13 protein-coding genes, 1 pseudogene and 1 riboswitch are annotated in these 13,664 nt (G+C 64.6%); of the genes and pseudogenes, 9 read left to right on the top strand and 5 right to left on the bottom strand.

Translation table 11 applies throughout. The features are described 5' to 3' along the window. Window positions 1-14 precede the first annotated feature (14 nt). From A3E1_RS45030 to A3E1_RS41765, 4 genes and pseudogenes are all read left to right on the top strand, one after another. Complete coding sequence (locus tag A3E1_RS45030) at window positions 15-1,898, top strand: ArnT family glycosyltransferase (RefSeq protein ID WP_157631707.1); 1,884 nt, start codon at window positions 15-17, stop codon at window positions 1,896-1,898. Next, the gene (locus tag A3E1_RS0123725; RefSeq protein WP_026208764.1) at window positions 1,876-2,799 is read left to right on the top strand and encodes a 2-hydroxyacid dehydrogenase; all 924 of its coding nucleotides are present in this window, start codon (window positions 1,876-1,878) and stop codon (window positions 2,797-2,799) included. Before A3E1_RS45030 ends, A3E1_RS0123725 begins: the two co-directional genes overlap by 23 nt. A 30-nt stretch (window positions 2,800-2,829) precedes the next feature. Further along, complete coding sequence (locus A3E1_RS0123730; protein WP_020523280.1) at window positions 2,830-3,516, top strand: LppX_LprAFG lipoprotein; 687 nt, start codon at window positions 2,830-2,832, stop codon at window positions 3,514-3,516. Further along, a pseudogene (locus A3E1_RS41765) lies at window positions 3,506-4,732 on the top strand (MFS transporter); the annotation flags it as partial. The gene A3E1_RS0123730 and the pseudogene A3E1_RS41765, both read left to right, overlap by 11 nt. A 210-nt stretch (window positions 4,733-4,942) precedes the next feature. Here A3E1_RS41765 and A3E1_RS49205 read toward each other — a convergent pair. After that, window positions 4,943-5,305, bottom strand: a complete 363-nt coding sequence (locus tag A3E1_RS49205) for a PH domain-containing protein (protein ID WP_407637385.1) — start codon at window positions 5,303-5,305, stop codon at window positions 4,943-4,945. Between the two features lie 58 nt (window positions 5,306-5,363). Here A3E1_RS49205 and A3E1_RS0123740 point away from each other — a divergent pair, with 58 nt between their 5' ends. From A3E1_RS0123740 to A3E1_RS0123750, 3 genes are read left to right on the top strand one after another with little or no spacing between them, the layout of a single operon-like run. Beyond that, the gene (locus A3E1_RS0123740; protein ID WP_026208766.1) at window positions 5,364-6,455 is read left to right on the top strand and encodes a WD40/YVTN/BNR-like repeat-containing protein; all 1,092 of its coding nucleotides are present in this window, start codon (window positions 5,364-5,366) and stop codon (window positions 6,453-6,455) included. After that, window positions 6,452-7,120, top strand: coding sequence for a hotdog domain-containing protein (locus A3E1_RS48510; protein WP_020523283.1), 669 nt, complete (start codon window positions 6,452-6,454; stop codon window positions 7,118-7,120). The genes A3E1_RS0123740 and A3E1_RS48510 overlap by 4 nt, the downstream gene beginning before the upstream one ends. 19 nt (window positions 7,121-7,139) lie before the next feature. Then, a complete protein-coding gene (locus tag A3E1_RS0123750) occupies window positions 7,140-7,535 on the top strand; it encodes a hypothetical protein (protein ID WP_020523284.1) in 396 nt (131 codons plus the stop codon). Here A3E1_RS0123750 and A3E1_RS0123755 read toward each other — a convergent pair. The 3 genes from A3E1_RS0123755 to A3E1_RS0123765 form a co-directional block, all read right to left on the bottom strand. Further along, on the bottom strand, window positions 7,512-8,072 hold the full coding sequence (locus A3E1_RS0123755) for a hypothetical protein (RefSeq protein WP_157631708.1): 561 nt from the start codon (window positions 8,070-8,072) through the stop codon (window positions 7,512-7,514). The two genes, A3E1_RS0123750 and A3E1_RS0123755, sit on opposite strands and share 24 nt — an antisense overlap. Window positions 8,073-8,500: 428 nt before the next feature. After that, window positions 8,501-9,193: a DUF998 domain-containing protein gene (locus A3E1_RS0123760; RefSeq protein ID WP_020523286.1), complete on the bottom strand. Its 693-nt coding sequence runs from the start codon at window positions 9,191-9,193 to the stop codon at window positions 8,501-8,503. Window positions 9,194-9,244: 51 nt separating this feature from the next. Further along, window positions 9,245-10,093, bottom strand: a complete 849-nt coding sequence (locus tag A3E1_RS0123765; protein ID WP_020523287.1) for a helix-turn-helix transcriptional regulator — start codon at window positions 10,091-10,093, stop codon at window positions 9,245-9,247. 101 nt (window positions 10,094-10,194) lie between these two features. Between A3E1_RS0123765 and A3E1_RS0123770 the strand changes: the two genes are divergently transcribed. Continuing rightward, window positions 10,195-11,283 (top strand): FAD-dependent oxidoreductase, encoded by a 1,089-nt coding sequence (locus tag A3E1_RS0123770; protein ID WP_026208768.1) that lies wholly within the window; start codon window positions 10,195-10,197, stop codon window positions 11,281-11,283. A 48-nt stretch (window positions 11,284-11,331) separates the two neighbouring features. Here the strand turns inward: A3E1_RS0123770 and A3E1_RS0123775 are convergent, their stop codons facing one another. After that, on the bottom strand, window positions 11,332-12,597 hold the full coding sequence (locus A3E1_RS0123775; protein ID WP_085952256.1) for a serine hydroxymethyltransferase: 1,266 nt from the start codon (window positions 12,595-12,597) through the stop codon (window positions 11,332-11,334). Between the two features lie 33 nt (window positions 12,598-12,630). Further along, window positions 12,631-12,713, bottom strand: a riboswitch (ZMP/ZTP riboswitch). A gap of 35 nt (window positions 12,714-12,748) precedes the next feature. Between A3E1_RS0123775 and A3E1_RS0123780 the strand changes: the two genes are divergently transcribed. After that, entirely contained in the window at window positions 12,749-13,309 is a 561-nt protein-coding gene (locus A3E1_RS0123780) for a thioredoxin family protein (RefSeq protein ID WP_020523290.1), read from the top strand. The last annotated feature ends 355 nt before the right edge of the window (window positions 13,310-13,664 follow it).

Genomic DNA, 13,664 nt, shown 5'->3' on the forward strand with positions numbered 1-13,664 from the left:
GTCGTTACGTGTGAGTGGCAGCTTTTGTCGCGCTAGCGTTAGGCGCAGCGGGAATGGCCTTGCGGCTGTGGCTGCTCACACAGGGTTTCCCCGCGCCAAACACGGATGAGGCGACAGCGGGACTGGCCGCGTGGCATATCGCTCAGGGCAGCGCATTTCCGGTGTTCTTCTACGGTCAGTCTTACCTCGGCGCGATCTACTCGTATGTGGCGGCTCCGTTCTTCGTGCTCTTTGAGCCGTCCGTGTTCGTGTTGCGGCTGCCCGCGCTGATGCTTTACGCCGGGTTCCTCGTTGTCATGTATCACCTCGTCAAGCGCCTGTGCTCACCTTGGTTCGCCGTGTTCACCGTCGGGCTGCTCAGCCTCGGCGCCGACCGGGTCCTGCGCAACCAACTAATTGGCGGAGGTCAATACCCAGAATCGCTCTTCTGCGTGGCCCTGCTCTTTCTTTTAACCCTTTATGGGGGTACGCGTAGAGCACTCCACTTTGGAGCCTGGGGCCTGCTAGCCGGACTCATGTTGTGGAACTCCTGGAACACGTTGCCCTGTCTGGCGGTGGCCGGTCTGCTCCTGCTGGTGCGCTGCCGTTCCTATGGCTGGCGCTTTGCCGTGCTCGGCGTGGGCGTTGTCGTGGGCGCGTTGCCGTTGCTCTGGCACAACGTCGTGGCGTTACCAGAAGACCGTTCCCTGCACGTGCTGCAGATCCTCACGTCCGCTGGCACCGACGCCCCCTTAACGGACCGCTTCCACGGTGGCGCCGTGCTCGGTCTCCCGCTCGCGCTCGGCCTCTGCGAACCAGGCGTCTGCCACCCCTGGCAACTCACCCTCGTCCCCACTGTCCTGACCGCCGCCCTGCTCACCGTGCTGACCGCCCTCCTACTCGCCTTGTCCCGCTCCGCCTTGTCCCGCTTCCCCTTGCGTCCCGCCCGCGCCGATGCGTCCCGCTCCGCCTTGTCCCGCTCCGCCTTGTCCCGCTCCGCCTTGTCCCGCTCCGCCTTGTCCCGCTTCCCCTTGCGTCCCGCCCGCGCCGATGCGTCCCGCTCCGCCTTGTCCCGCTTCCCCTTGCGCCCCGCCCGCGCCGATGCGTCCCGCTCCCGCGGCCGCTTAGTCGTGATCCACATCCACAATGCTGATCCACATCCATTAGGACGTGATCAAACCGCCCGTGGATCACGTCTCAGGGGATGTGGATCGCATCAGCGGATGTGGATCACGATGGAGTCTTACGCGGTGGCAGTACGAAGAATTGCCACGGGCACAAAGGCCGTGATCGCGCGATATCGCAGCGGCCTGACGCGCTCGTGTTCTGGCGGCGATGGCTGGGTGCGGGGTGGGCTGGTGGCCGCGGGAGTCGTGACCACGGTGCTTTATGTGCGCAGTCCAGCGTCGGCTGACACGCCTATCGAGAGTGCGAGGTATTTGCACTTGCTGCTGGTGTCGTGGCCGTTCGTGCTGTGGCCACTGTGGCAACGGCGTGTCGCGGGACGCGCCGTGCTCGCGGGGCTGGCGGCCGGGATGTGCTGGGCCACGATCCACATCACTCCGGTCGACCGGGCGAAGACCCAAGCACAGCAACGGGTTCTGGCGGTGCTGGAGGAGCGGGGCATCACGGAGTATTACGGCGACTATTGGGCTTGTGGGTGGGGCTCACTGAGTACCAGCGAGAAAAGGGTTTGTGGGGTCTTGAATGACGAATTGCGGAAGGGATTCAACCGCTATGAGCCCCACTGGCAACGGGTCGCCAACGCGAACCCAAAGGTTTTCGTAGCGTCAGCGGATTCGTCTTTCGATAGGGCCGTCCGGGCGAAGCTGACCGGTTATGAAGTGATTGAGCTAGGTGCGTATCGGGTCTATGACGGCCGCTACGGTAGGGGACGTGAAGGTCTGGATAGCTCATGAAAGCGGCCTGAAGACGATGGGCGCGATCCCGGCGGGGTTCGAGATCGGCCTCCTGCCCCGAGGCGACGCGGCGTTGCCCGGTGATCCAGAGGCGGTTGAGTTCTGGGCGCCGCCGTTTCTGGGCCAGGGCGATGTCGTGGGACTGGCGGCGTCGATGCCGAATCTCAAGGTGGTCCAGCTTCTGTCGGCCGGAGCTGACGCGTGGATCGGCCAGCTCGCTGACGGCGTGACATTGTGCGACGCGCGCGGGGTGCATGATTCGTCCACAGCGGAGTGGACGGTCGGGGCGATCCTCGGATCGTTGCGGCGCTTTGACTTTTTCGCTCAGGCCCAGGCGGCTGGCCGGTGGGCTTACGCCGAAGCGGCGCCGACCGACGAATTAGCGGGCAAGAGCGTGCTCATCGTCGGGGCTGGCTCGATCGGTTCCGCGATCGCGCGCCGGCTGGAGCCGTTTGAGGTTGAGCTGACCTATGTGGCCCGCACGGCTCGTGACGGCGTGCATGGCATCGATGAGCTGCCCCGGCTTCTGCCGCAGGCCGACGTCGTCGTGATGATCGTTCCGTTGACGCCCGAGACCCGTGGGCTCGCCGACGCGGGGTTCTTCGCCTCGCTCAAGGACGGTGCGCTGTTCGTGAACGCGGCTCGCGGTCCAGTTGCCGACACGGCGGCGATGACCAAGGAACTCGCGACGGGGCGGATCTTCGCGGCGCTCGACGTCACCGATCCGGAACCGCTGCCGGCCGGGCATCCTTTGTGGACCATGTCTAACGTCCTGCTCACCCCGCATGTCGCCGGATCGGTGAAGGGCTTCATCCCCCGGTCCTACCGTCTCGTTGGCGACCAGTTGCGCCGGTTCGCCCAAGGTGAATCGTTACTGAACGTGGTCAGGGACGGCTATTGATCCGTGCACGGGCTAACTAGCATCGCCTGTATGTCACGAACCCTCCGCGCGCTAGCCGCGCTTTCGATATTCGCGGTCGCCCTGAGCGGTTGCACCAAGAAGAACGAATCTCCCGCGCCTAGTGAGCTGCCTGCGGGTGCGACGCTCATGGCCGAGGGCGACAAGGCGATGAGTGACGTCAAGAGTGCTCACTTCACGCTCACCGTTGACGGGACCATCGACGGACTAACGGTCAGCAAGGCTGAAGGCGACCTGACACGAGAAGGAAACGCTAAAGGTAAGGCCACCATCACGCAGAGTGGGGTCAAGGTCGAGGCCGAGTTCGTGATCGTCGGCCAGACCGCCTACATCAAGGGCGCGACGGGCGGCTTCACGCCGTTGCCACTGGCCTTCGCGGCGAGCGTCTACGACCCGTCAGCGATCCTCGACCCCCAGCGGGGTGCCGCCAAGCTGCTGCGCACAGCCAAGAACCCGCAGACAGCCGGGCTGGAAAAGGTTGACGGCAAGGACACGTACAAGGTGACCTTCGAGCCGGACACGACCGCGATGGCGGCCGTCATCCCGACCAAGGCCGCCGGAGTCACGGCGGAAGTCTGGCTCGACAAGGACACCAAGAAGATCGCCAAGGCCGCGTTCAAGATCCCTGGATCCCCGGGCGGCACGATCACGGTGACCTTCTCCAACTACGACGTCCCGGTGACCATCAGTGCGCCCTAGGCTCACCATCGGAGCGGGTGGGCTGGCTGTCCTCTTAGGAGCGCTCGACGCCTATGTGCTGGTCTCCCTGCTGATCGAAGTCATTACCGATCTCGATATTCCGGTCAACCACCTGGAGCGGGCTACCCCGATCATCACGGGGTACCTGCTCGGGTACATCGCTGGCATGCCCCTGCTCGGGCGGCTGTCTGACCGCTACGGCCGCCGTGCCGTCATCATCGCCTGCCTGGCCGGGTTCGCCGCGGGTTCGGTGATCACCGCGATGGCGACGGACCTTGGCGTGCTCGTGGGCGGCCGTGCGCTGCAAGGTCTCGCCGGCGGTGCGCTGCTTCCGGTCACCATGGCGCTCGTCGCCGACGTGTTCTCGGCCGAGCGCCGTGCTCCGGCCCTCGGCTGGGTCGGTGCGGCGCAGGAGCTCGGTGCCGTGCTCGGGCCGCTGTTCGGTGCCGCGGTCGCGGTGTGGATCGGGTGGCGGGGGATCTTCTGGCTCAACGTTCCGCTCGCGGCTGTCTGCGCGATCGCGGTCTGGGTCGCTCTGCCCCGTGCCTTGGTGGCCGAGCGGCGGGAAAAGGTTGATGTCATTGGTGGTCTGCTGCTGGCCATCGCGTTAGGACTGTTCGTTGGCGGGCTCTACAACCCCGATCCGGAGAATGCCGTCCTCCCGTCGTGGGGCCTGCCCCTGCTTGGCGGCGGAGCGTTTGCCCTGCTGCTGTTTGTGCTGTGGGAGTGGCGTGCCCGCACCAAGCTGATGGACACCTCCGGCGTCAGGATGGTTCCGTTCCTGGGTTCGCTGGCCGCGAGCCTCGCCACGGGAGCCGCCCTCATGGTGACGCTCGTGGACGTTCAGCTGCTCGCGCAGACCGTGCTCGGCATGACGCCCATCGACGCGACGTGGCTGCTCGTCCGGTTCCTTATCGCGCTGCCCATCGGCGCTGTCCTTGGTGGACTGTTGATTCGCTACCTAGGCGAGCGGTTGCTGACCGTCCTCGGGTTGCTTGTCAGCGCGGGGGCCTATCTCCTGATCGCGAACTGGCCGGCGGATCTGCTTGCGGCGCAATACTTTTCCGGCCTGCCGCGGATCGACACCGATCTCGTCATCGCCGGGCTAGGTCTCGGCTTGGTCATCGCCCCGCTTTCAGCGGTCGTGCTGCGGGTCGTCCCCTCGGCGCAGCACGGCATCGCGTCAGCGGCGGTGGTCGTCGCCCGCATGATGGGCATGCTCGTTGGCGTGGCCGCCTTGTCAGCGTGGGGATTCCACCGTTTCCGTGAGCTGACCGCCACCCTGAACACGCCGTTGCCGTTCGGCATCAGCGAGTCAGAGTTCGTCAAGCAGATGGCGATCTACGAGGCGGCGCTGAAAACCGCGCTGCGCACGGAATATCGCGAGATCTTCCTGGCGACCGCGGTCATCTGTGTGCTGGGTGCGTTAGCTGGGCTGTTGCTCGGCGGGCGTCATGCCGCTCGCGCTCATGAGCCGGGGGAGGTCCCGGGACCGCACGGCCAGCAGGGAAACCTTGCCGCCGTTGGTGAGAGCCGCGACGCCACGGCCCCGCTGATCGCTGGTAAGCGCGGCGACCTCCGGCCACAGCACAACGACCTTGCCAAACAGGGACTTGACCCGCAAACCGGCAGAGTTGACGTCCGTGCCGACGCGGAGCAAGAACAAGATCGCTAGCGCGGGGATCAGGGCCACGTACCAGTAGCCATCAGGACCGAAGGCGAAGATCGCCACGAAGAGGGCGAGAAAGGCGGTCAGCAGCAGCGGAGTGGGGTATCTGAACCTGGTCACGGCCCCTAGTCTGGCATGCTCGCTGGTGTGTGTCGTAGGTCACCGGCATACTGTGGCGGTGACCGTCCTTCTGCTGATTGGTACCGCTAAGGGCCTATTTCTGGCCCGCCGGGAACGTGTGGGAGACGCCTGGCAAGTCAGCGTCCCCCACTTCCCGATGACCGGGATTTACGCCGTGGGCATCGACAACCGCGGCGCTAAGCCACGTCTGCTCGCCAGTGTCGAAAGCTCCCACTTCGGCCCGAGCGTCGCCGTGAGCGATGACCTTGGGGCCTCGTGGCGTGAGCCGGAGGAGGCTCCCGTCTCCTTCCCGAAAGAAACGGAAACGTCTCTAGAGCGCGTCTGGGCATTCGCCCCTGGAGCCGCTAGCTCTCCTGAAGTCGTCTGGGCTGGCTCGCAGCCCTCGGCCCTGTTCAAGTCCGAAAACGGCGGCGTGAGCTATGAGCTGGTGCGCAGCCTGTGGGATCACCCGCACCGGCCCAACTGGGGTGCCGGGTTCGGCGGCCAGGCCATCCACTCGATCCTGCCGCACCCGGCCGACGCGCAGCGCGTCGTCGTGGCGATGTCGACCGGTGGCGTCTACCGCACTGTCGATGGCGGACAGACCTGGGCTCCGGGCAACGTTGGCATCCAGGCCACCTTCATGCCCGAGCCGGAGCGCTTCCCCGAATATGGCCAGTGTGTGCACAAGATCGCGCGCGACGCCGAGAACCCTGAGCGGCTCTACGCGCAAAACCACCACGGTGTCTACCGTTCCGATGACGATGGCCAAACGTGGGTGTCCATTGCCGACGGTCTGCCCAGCGATTTCGGCTTCCCGATCGTGGCGCACCCCAGCAAGGGCAACACTTTGTGGAATTTCCCGCTCGTGGCCGACGCGTCCCGGTTCCCGGTCGAGAACAAATGCCAGGTGTTCCGCTCGTCAGACGCGGGCGAGACCTGGCAGGCGCAATCTCACGGGCTGCCGCACGCGCCGTTCTACGCCACGGTTTTGCGTGACGCGATGTGCACCGATAACGGATCTCCGGCCGGCGTCTACTTCGGCGCCCGCACCGGGGAAGTCTTCGCCAGTGCCGACGAAGGGGAGAGCTGGTCCCTCGTCGCCTCGCACCTGCCTGACGTCCTGTGCGTCCGGGCGATCACGCTATGACAACGGTTCTCATCCCAGGAGCGCTCCGGTCCGAAGTGGACGGAGCCTCCCGGGTCACCGTTGACGCTCACGGCACTTTGCGTGCCGTGCTCGATGAGGTGGATTCCCGCTGGCCCCGGCTCGGCCGGCGGATCCGTGATGAGCAGGGCGAGCTGCGCCGTTACGTCAACGTTTATGTCGATGGAGAGGACTGCCGCGTGCTTTCTGGTCAGGAGACTGAGGTGGCGGCCAACGCCGAAGTGCAAGTCATCCCCTCGGTCGCGGGCGGTGCTGACTTCGACGGTGACGCGATCCTCGCCGCTAACTTCGCGCCCTGGGTGCAGGAACTTGGGCTGACCGTTGAGGAAGCCGGGCCCGACTTCGCGACCCTGCGGTTGCCTTGGTCGGACAAGCTCGCCCGCGAAGGCGGCGCGATGTCGGGGCAAGCGCTCATGGCGGCGGCTGACACGGCGACCGTGATCGCCATCAGCTCGGCCAAGGGTGGCTTCGGTCCGATGACGACAGTGCAACTGTCGACGACCTTTCAGCGGCCCGTTATCGGCAAGGATGTCCTGGTGACGTCCCGTCTGACGAAGCTTGGCCGCAGCCTGGCCTTCGCCGAGATCACGATGACGGCTGGCGATGCGTTGGTAGCACAAGCCACGACTGTGTACGCCATACTCTGACAATCTATGATCCATCACCATGACTACTCCTCAGAGCGGCCAGCTGCGCATCACCACCAAGTACCACTGGCTCGCGTTCACCCTGGCGATGTTCGCGCCTCGTGCGGTCATCAATGGCCACGAAGTCAGGCTCGCCTGGGGTGAGAACGTTCTTCCGGCACCCGCCGGGATTCACCAGATCACCATCTTCATTCAGTACCTGTGGAAGTTCGGCGAGGCGACGATCACCGTCGACAACACTCAAGTCGTGCCGACGGTTTACTACTCGGCGCCCGTCATCAACTTCATCAAGGGCGCCATCGGTTTTGAGCCGCAGAAGTTCCCGGGACTAGTGGCCTCGCTCATCATCTCGGGCGCGTTCCTGCTGATCGCCCTGTTCTGCTGCTGCGGATCAGTGCTCTTCAACGGCAACTAGATCGCTCCAGAACGGCACCCTGTCCGCAGGCGTGAGTTTGGCTTCCATGTCTTCGGAGCCAAACTCACGCCTTAGATATTCTTCGATCGTGCTGCCGTAGACGATCACATCCGTTTGCACCACCGAAAAAACCGGCAGGTTCGGCTGCGGCAACGCCGGGCTATATCTATGACCATATATGGGTACTAGCAACGGCGCGCTCTGCACCTTCGACTTAGCCAGGCGCAGCGCCTCTTTCAGTTCCGCGGGTCGGCGCCCCCACGAGCGGTGCCAGAATCCGTTCTCCTCAACGTCAAACAGCACACCTTCGACCGGTTCGGCTAGCCGTTGCTTGAGTTCTTCAGGCTCCGCGCCCCGCCAGTCAGGCCACCTCCCGCCGCGCGGAAGTCCACTGGCCAGCAGCACGCGATGGTCGGCGTTGAACGAGAACTTCAGCCCTCCCTCAATGCGGCGGAATTCCGTCTGCGACAGACCGTCATCGACCGCGATCCGCAGCTCCGACCACAGCTTTTTCGCCTGCCCCAGCGTCAGTCCCATGGCCGTCATTGTCCCCTGGCCTTCCCTGTCGCGCGGCGATTCCCTTGGCGTGTGCTTGCGTGCCGCTTTGCTCTGCACCGATAGGGGCAGTTTTATGCGTTCCGTGCGCCATCTTCGGGAGTTCCGTGTGCGCGGGTCGGGGTGTGTGCGCTGCGTTGCTTTGCTCTGCACCCATAGGGGCGGTTTTATGCGTTCCGTGCGCCATCTTCGGGAGTTCCGTGTGCGCAGGTCGGAGTGTGTGCGCCGCGTTGCTTTGCTCTGCACCGATAGGGGCAGTTTTATGCGTTCCATGCGTCGCCTTCGGGAGTTCCGTGTGCGCAGGTCGGGGTGTGTGCACCGCGTCGCTTTGCTCTGCACCGATAGGGGCAGTTTTATGCGCGGGATCTTCGCCTCTATAGGTGCAGAGCAAAGGCGCGGGAAAGGCGACGTCAGCGGCCAGCAAGGACAGGCTGGCGGACCTCGCGCACGCTGGCGCCGGCCGGAGGTTCGCGACGTAGCAGGAGTAGCGACACGGCTGTTATCCACGTGAAGCCGATCGTGACGGTGATTCGCTGGATAAGCCCGGCGACGTCCACGAGACCTTTGGCTTGGGTGAAGCCTACGCTGCACACGAAGAACAGGGTGAGGAACAGCGCTCCACTCAGGACGGAGTAAAGCGCCCAGCCCTTCTGCCCAGCCTTGGCGAACCGTCGCGTTAGCACCCAGCAAGCCAAAGGAACCGAGAGAAAGCCCAAGAGCGAGAACAGGTCGTGCAGGGTTCCTGCTGTGGTCATCGGATCGGGCATTGGCGGCGTGCCCGGGGGATAGCCGCTGACTGGATCGGCCTCGAACACGCCAGCCCCGATGAGCCCGATGCCCCAGAGGCCGACGAAGAGCGGCCCGAAGACGGAACCTCGTTTGCCGGGTTTCAGGGCGATCCGCCAGCCGAATGCGGCCATCGTCACAAGCACGCCCGTGACGAGGAAGTTGACCGTCTGGGTCCAGCCGAAGGGCCCGTTCGCCAGCGAGCTGACCGCATGCCGCATCGGGTTGTAGCTGTCGCGAGTCGCGCCCTCAATCAAAAACGCGAGGACGAACAGGGGTCCTGCGAGCGCGCCGCATATCAACAGGAGTCGCTTCATGTTTGTCAACTTTAGTTGACGATCTGTGGTGCGTCAACTAAAGTTGACGAATCAGCTCACTAAGCGCAGAGGTGCCCGCTGCCAATTCAAGTCATCGAGCGCTGCGGTGGTCGCGGCGTCAGCCGGCACATAGATGAGTAGACGCTGGTCGTCGTCGGCGGGAAGCTCCAGCGTTTCGTAAGCGAGCCGAAGTGGGCCCACGTCTGGGTGCTGAAACCGAATCACGCCACTGGGTTTGGGCAGTCCCGGCAGGCTAGCCACCCGCGCGGTGAACGCCTCGCCCGCGGTGACGGTCAGCTCATCGGCCAGCCCGGCCACGTGGCGGTCGATCCGGAACGGTCCCTGCTTCAGTGTCGCGACCTGATCGTCGGCCACGTGATCCCAGTCGGGAAAGACCTCCCGCGCCCTGGCGTCCGTAAACACGAACCGGGCGAAGTTGGGGCGCTCGCCGTCGAGCAGACCGGCCGGGCGAGCGAGACGGCCGAAACCGTCTGTGTACGCCACCATGTCGTTGAGACGGTTGAGAAGAACCGCAGGCGTTGGTTCGAGCCGGTCCAGAATCGCTTGCACCGCAGGGCGAATCGTCTCGGCCGGCGCTGACTCGCCACGGCAGTTGAAGCCCGGGCCGGGCGCCTTCGTCAACCGGTGCAAATGAATGCGCTCGTGCCCGGACAGTCGCAACGCGCCCGCGAGCGCCGACAACACTTGCGGCGACGGGTGGCGATCGCGACCCTGCTCCAGTCGCGTGACGTATTCGACGCTCACGCCGGCGAGCGTCGCGACTTCGGAGCGGCGCAAGCCGGTGGTGCGCCTGCGGCTCCCAGGCGGCAATCCGGCCTCGGCGGGCGTCAAGGCTTCCCGTCTTGTGCGCAGGAACAGACCCAGCTCGTTATCGCTCACCGTTTGAACCTAGCGCGCCTGTGGCCGACGATGGTGGCCCTGTCACTACCACCATAAGCACGGCCTTCCTAGTACCGGCTGGGCGAACGACAGTCGATCGCATGACTCAAACAGTTGTTGTGGTGGGCGGCGGATACGGTGGGATCGCGGTAGCGAAGGCGCTCGATGAGGTGGCCGACGTGATATTGGTCGAACCACGGGACTCCTTCGTGCACAATGTCGCCGCGTTGCGGGCTGTTGTTGATCCACAATGGACAGAGCGCATGTTCGTTCCGTATGACGGATTGCTCGCGCGCGGCCAGATTCGCCAGGACAAAGCGGTCCGGGTGAGTGCCTCAAGCGTTGAACTGGCGTCGGGTGAAGTCATCAACGCTGACTACATCGTGCTGGCTACCGGCTCGACCGTGCCGTTTCCGGCGAAGATGCACACCCTCGCAAGTGAAACAGCGGCGGCTCAATTGCACGCCCTGCGCGGTGAAATGACCAAGGCATCCCACGTGTTGCTGCTCGGCGCTGGCCCGGTCGGGCTGGAGTTCGCTGGGGAGATCAAAGCCGCGTGGCCAGACAAGGCGGTGACGATCGTCGACCCCATGCCAGAACTGATCTCGGGACGGTTCCCCGAGGCGTTTCGTGCCGAGCTCACGGAACAGTTGCGTGCACTGGACGTCTCGCTGGTGCTAGGGACGTCGCTAAAAACACTGCCGTCCTCAGAGCCGGGGCAGGCTCAAGCGTTCACGGTCACGACAGCGTCCGGAGTGGACATCGCGGCGGACATGTGGTTCCCGTGTTACGGCGCGGTTGTCGACTCCGGTTACCTCGACGCGGAGTTGGCGAAAGCCAGGCAGGCCAACGGTCAGCTCACGGTGACACCTTCGCTTCACGTTGACGGTCAGTCCACCGTGTTCGCCGTTGGCGACCTCACCGCGGTGCCGGAGATGAAGATGGCGCGCCATGCCGGGTACCATGCCGAAGTCGTCGCGGCGAACATCTGTGCCCTGATCGAGGGCACTGGTGACCTGAAGACCTATGAACCGCACGCGGACGAGATCGTGCTGCCCCTTGGCCCTAACGGTGGCGTGAGCTATGCCGAGGAGTTCGGTGTGCTCGGGGCGGAGACGACCGCCGGGATCAAGAGCACCTTCTTCATCGAGCAGTTTCGCGAGACCCTCGGCATACCTGTTGCGGCATAAGCGAAAGGCGGCACACCACGAGGGTGCGCCGCCTTAACACTGGTCGTCTTAGGACGTGTAACCCGGCATCGGGAAGCCCTGCAGCAACTCCTTGACCTCGCCAGAGACGCGGTCGAGAGCGGCGGTGTCCTCCTTGATGGCGGCGTTGATCGCCTGGTCCATCCACGCGGCGACCTGTGGCATGTGCTGCTCGGTCAGGCCGCGGGTGGTCAGCGCGGCCGTGCCGAGCCGGATGCCCGACGGGTCGAGCGGACGGCGGGTGTCGAACGGGACACCGTTGAAGTTCAGCTCGATGCCCGCGACGTCAAGCGCCTTAGCGGCCGGCTTGCCACCGATGCCCTTGCCGGTCAGATCAGCCAGGATCAGGTGGTTGTCCGTGCCACCGGACACGAGATCAAAGCCCAGCTCGTTCAACGCTGTGGCGAGCGCCTTGGCGTTGGCCACGATCTGGTGCGCGTAGTCCTTAAAGGACGCCTGCGAGGCCTCGTGCAGGGCGACGGCGATGCCGGCCGTGGTGTGGTTGTGCGGTCCGCCCTGAAGACCGGGGAAGACGGCCTTGTCCACAGCGGTCGCGTGCTCCGCCTTGGCCATGATCATGGCGCCACGCGGGCCACGAAGCGTCTTGTGCGTCGTGGTCGTGATCACGTCAGCGAAACCGACCGGCGATGGATGTGCGCCACCGGCGATCAGGCCGGCGATGTGCGCGATGTCAGCCATCAGGATCGCGCCCACCTCCTGGGCGATCTCAGCGAAGGCAGGGAAGTCAACGGTCCTCGGGATGGCCGTTCCACCACAGATGATGAGCTTGGGGCGTTCCGCCAGGGCGAGCTCGCGCACCTTGCTCATGTCCACCCGGCCGGTCTCGCGCTCCACTCCATAGTGGACAGGGCGGAACCACTTGCCGGTGATGCTCACGGGCGAACCGTGCGTCAGGTGACCGCCGTGCGCGAGGGACATCGTCATCACGGTGTCGCCCGGCTGCAGGAACGCCAGATAGATCGCGAGGTTGGCCGGCGAGCCCGAGTAGGTCTGAACGTTCGCGTGCTCCGTGCCGAAGAGCGCCTTCGCCCGGTCGATCGCCAGCGTTTCGATCTGATCAATGAACTGCTGGCCCTCGTAGTAACGCTTTCCGGCGTACCCCTCGGAATATTTGTTGTTGAGAACGGTGCCGGAGGCTTCCAAGACCGCGGTCGAAACGTAGTTTTCCGACGCGATCATCCGCAGCTTGTCGTGCTGGCGCTGAGTTTCGCCCTCGATCAGGGCAGCGAGCGCCGGGTCGGCTTGGGCGAGATGGGTGAGCTTGGGTTCGTGCATGATCATGCTCCTCGCTTATACGTAAATTCCAGCCCGGAGCACCCAGGCGCGCGGTGCTCTCTACTTCGCTCCCCGGTGGTTATCCCCACCTGTGTGCGCCAGTCGCGGTCACGGCGATCCTATCTTTCTTTGCGAAGGGCAGAATGTGGGCATGGCTGTTGACTCCAACATGGTTGAGCTGGGCACACCGGCACCCGATTTCGCCCTTCCCGCGGTGACCACGGGATCGACCGTGTCCCTTAAAGACTTCAGTGACGCGCCAGTGCTGCTTGTCGCGTTTCTGTCAAACCACTGCCCATACGTGAAACACGTCGAAACCAAGCTGGCGTCCGTGATCTCGGAACTGGGCATCGCCGCTGTGGGAATCAGCTCGAACGATGTGATCAACTACCCCGAGGATGCACCGGAGCGCCTGGTAGACCAGATCAAACGGGCCGGATTTAGCTTTCCCTACCTCTACGACGAGTCTCAGGCAGTCGCCCGCGCTTACGGAGCGGCGTGCACGCCCGACTTCTTCCTCTACGGCCCCGACCGCCTGCTCGCCTATCGCGGACAGTTCGACGACTCGCGTCCCAAATCCGACGTTCCGCTCACCGGCTCGTCCTTGATCGCGGCCGTATCCGCCCTGCGCGTCGGCCAACCCGTTTCCGAGCCGCAGTACCCCTCGATCGGATGCTCCATCAAGTGGCGCCCTGGCAACGAACCCTCCTGATCGCGCCGCACCACCACCCACCTCCGTGATCCACATCCCTTGGGGCGTGATCAAAAGCCGATTCGATCACGTCCCAACGGCTGTGGATCTCACCTCCGGCTGTGGATCAAAACCAAGTCAACTCTTTCCGCAGGCAACCGAAAGCCATAGCGAAGCCGGAGCCAAACGCGGAGGTGGGGGCCTAGGAAGCGCGGAGTGGTGCGCAGCACGAAGGCGGAACCGCGGCGAAGCGGGAGCCGCGGTGAAGGGCGGGCAAGCGCGGCGGTGGCGGGCTAGGGGAGCGCGGACCTGGAGGGCCTCGCGGGAGGGACGGTCTGGGCCACGACGGACATCGGACCCGCCCTGAAGGAAGCCC

The organism is Catelliglobosispora koreensis DSM 44566 (genome assembly GCF_000379685.1).
Lineage (GTDB): Bacteria > Actinomycetota > Actinomycetes > Mycobacteriales > Micromonosporaceae > Catelliglobosispora > Catelliglobosispora koreensis.

Excerpts from the sequence above, each read along its gene's own strand:
- A3E1_RS0123730 (WP_020523280.1), top strand. The coding sequence starts at position 2,830 with ATGTCACGAACCCTCCGCGCGCTAGCCGCGCTTTCGATATTCGCGGTC.
- A3E1_RS48510 (WP_020523283.1), top strand. The coding sequence starts at position 6,452 with ATGACAACGGTTCTCATCCCAGGAGCGCTCCGGTCCGAAGTGGACGGA.
- A3E1_RS0123750 (WP_020523284.1), top strand. The coding sequence starts at position 7,140 with ATGACTACTCCTCAGAGCGGCCAGCTGCGCATCACCACCAAGTACCAC.
- A3E1_RS0123755 (WP_157631708.1), bottom strand. The coding sequence starts at position 8,072 with ATGGGACTGACGCTGGGGCAGGCGAAAAAGCTGTGGTCGGAGCTGCGG.
- A3E1_RS0123760 (WP_020523286.1), bottom strand. The coding sequence starts at position 9,193 with ATGAAGCGACTCCTGTTGATATGCGGCGCGCTCGCAGGACCCCTGTTC.
- A3E1_RS0123770 (WP_026208768.1), top strand. The coding sequence starts at position 10,195 with ATGACTCAAACAGTTGTTGTGGTGGGCGGCGGATACGGTGGGATCGCG.
- A3E1_RS0123775 (WP_085952256.1), bottom strand. The coding sequence starts at position 12,597 with ATGCACGAACCCAAGCTCACCCATCTCGCCCAAGCCGACCCGGCGCTC.
- A3E1_RS0123780 (WP_020523290.1), top strand. The coding sequence starts at position 12,749 with ATGGCTGTTGACTCCAACATGGTTGAGCTGGGCACACCGGCACCCGAT.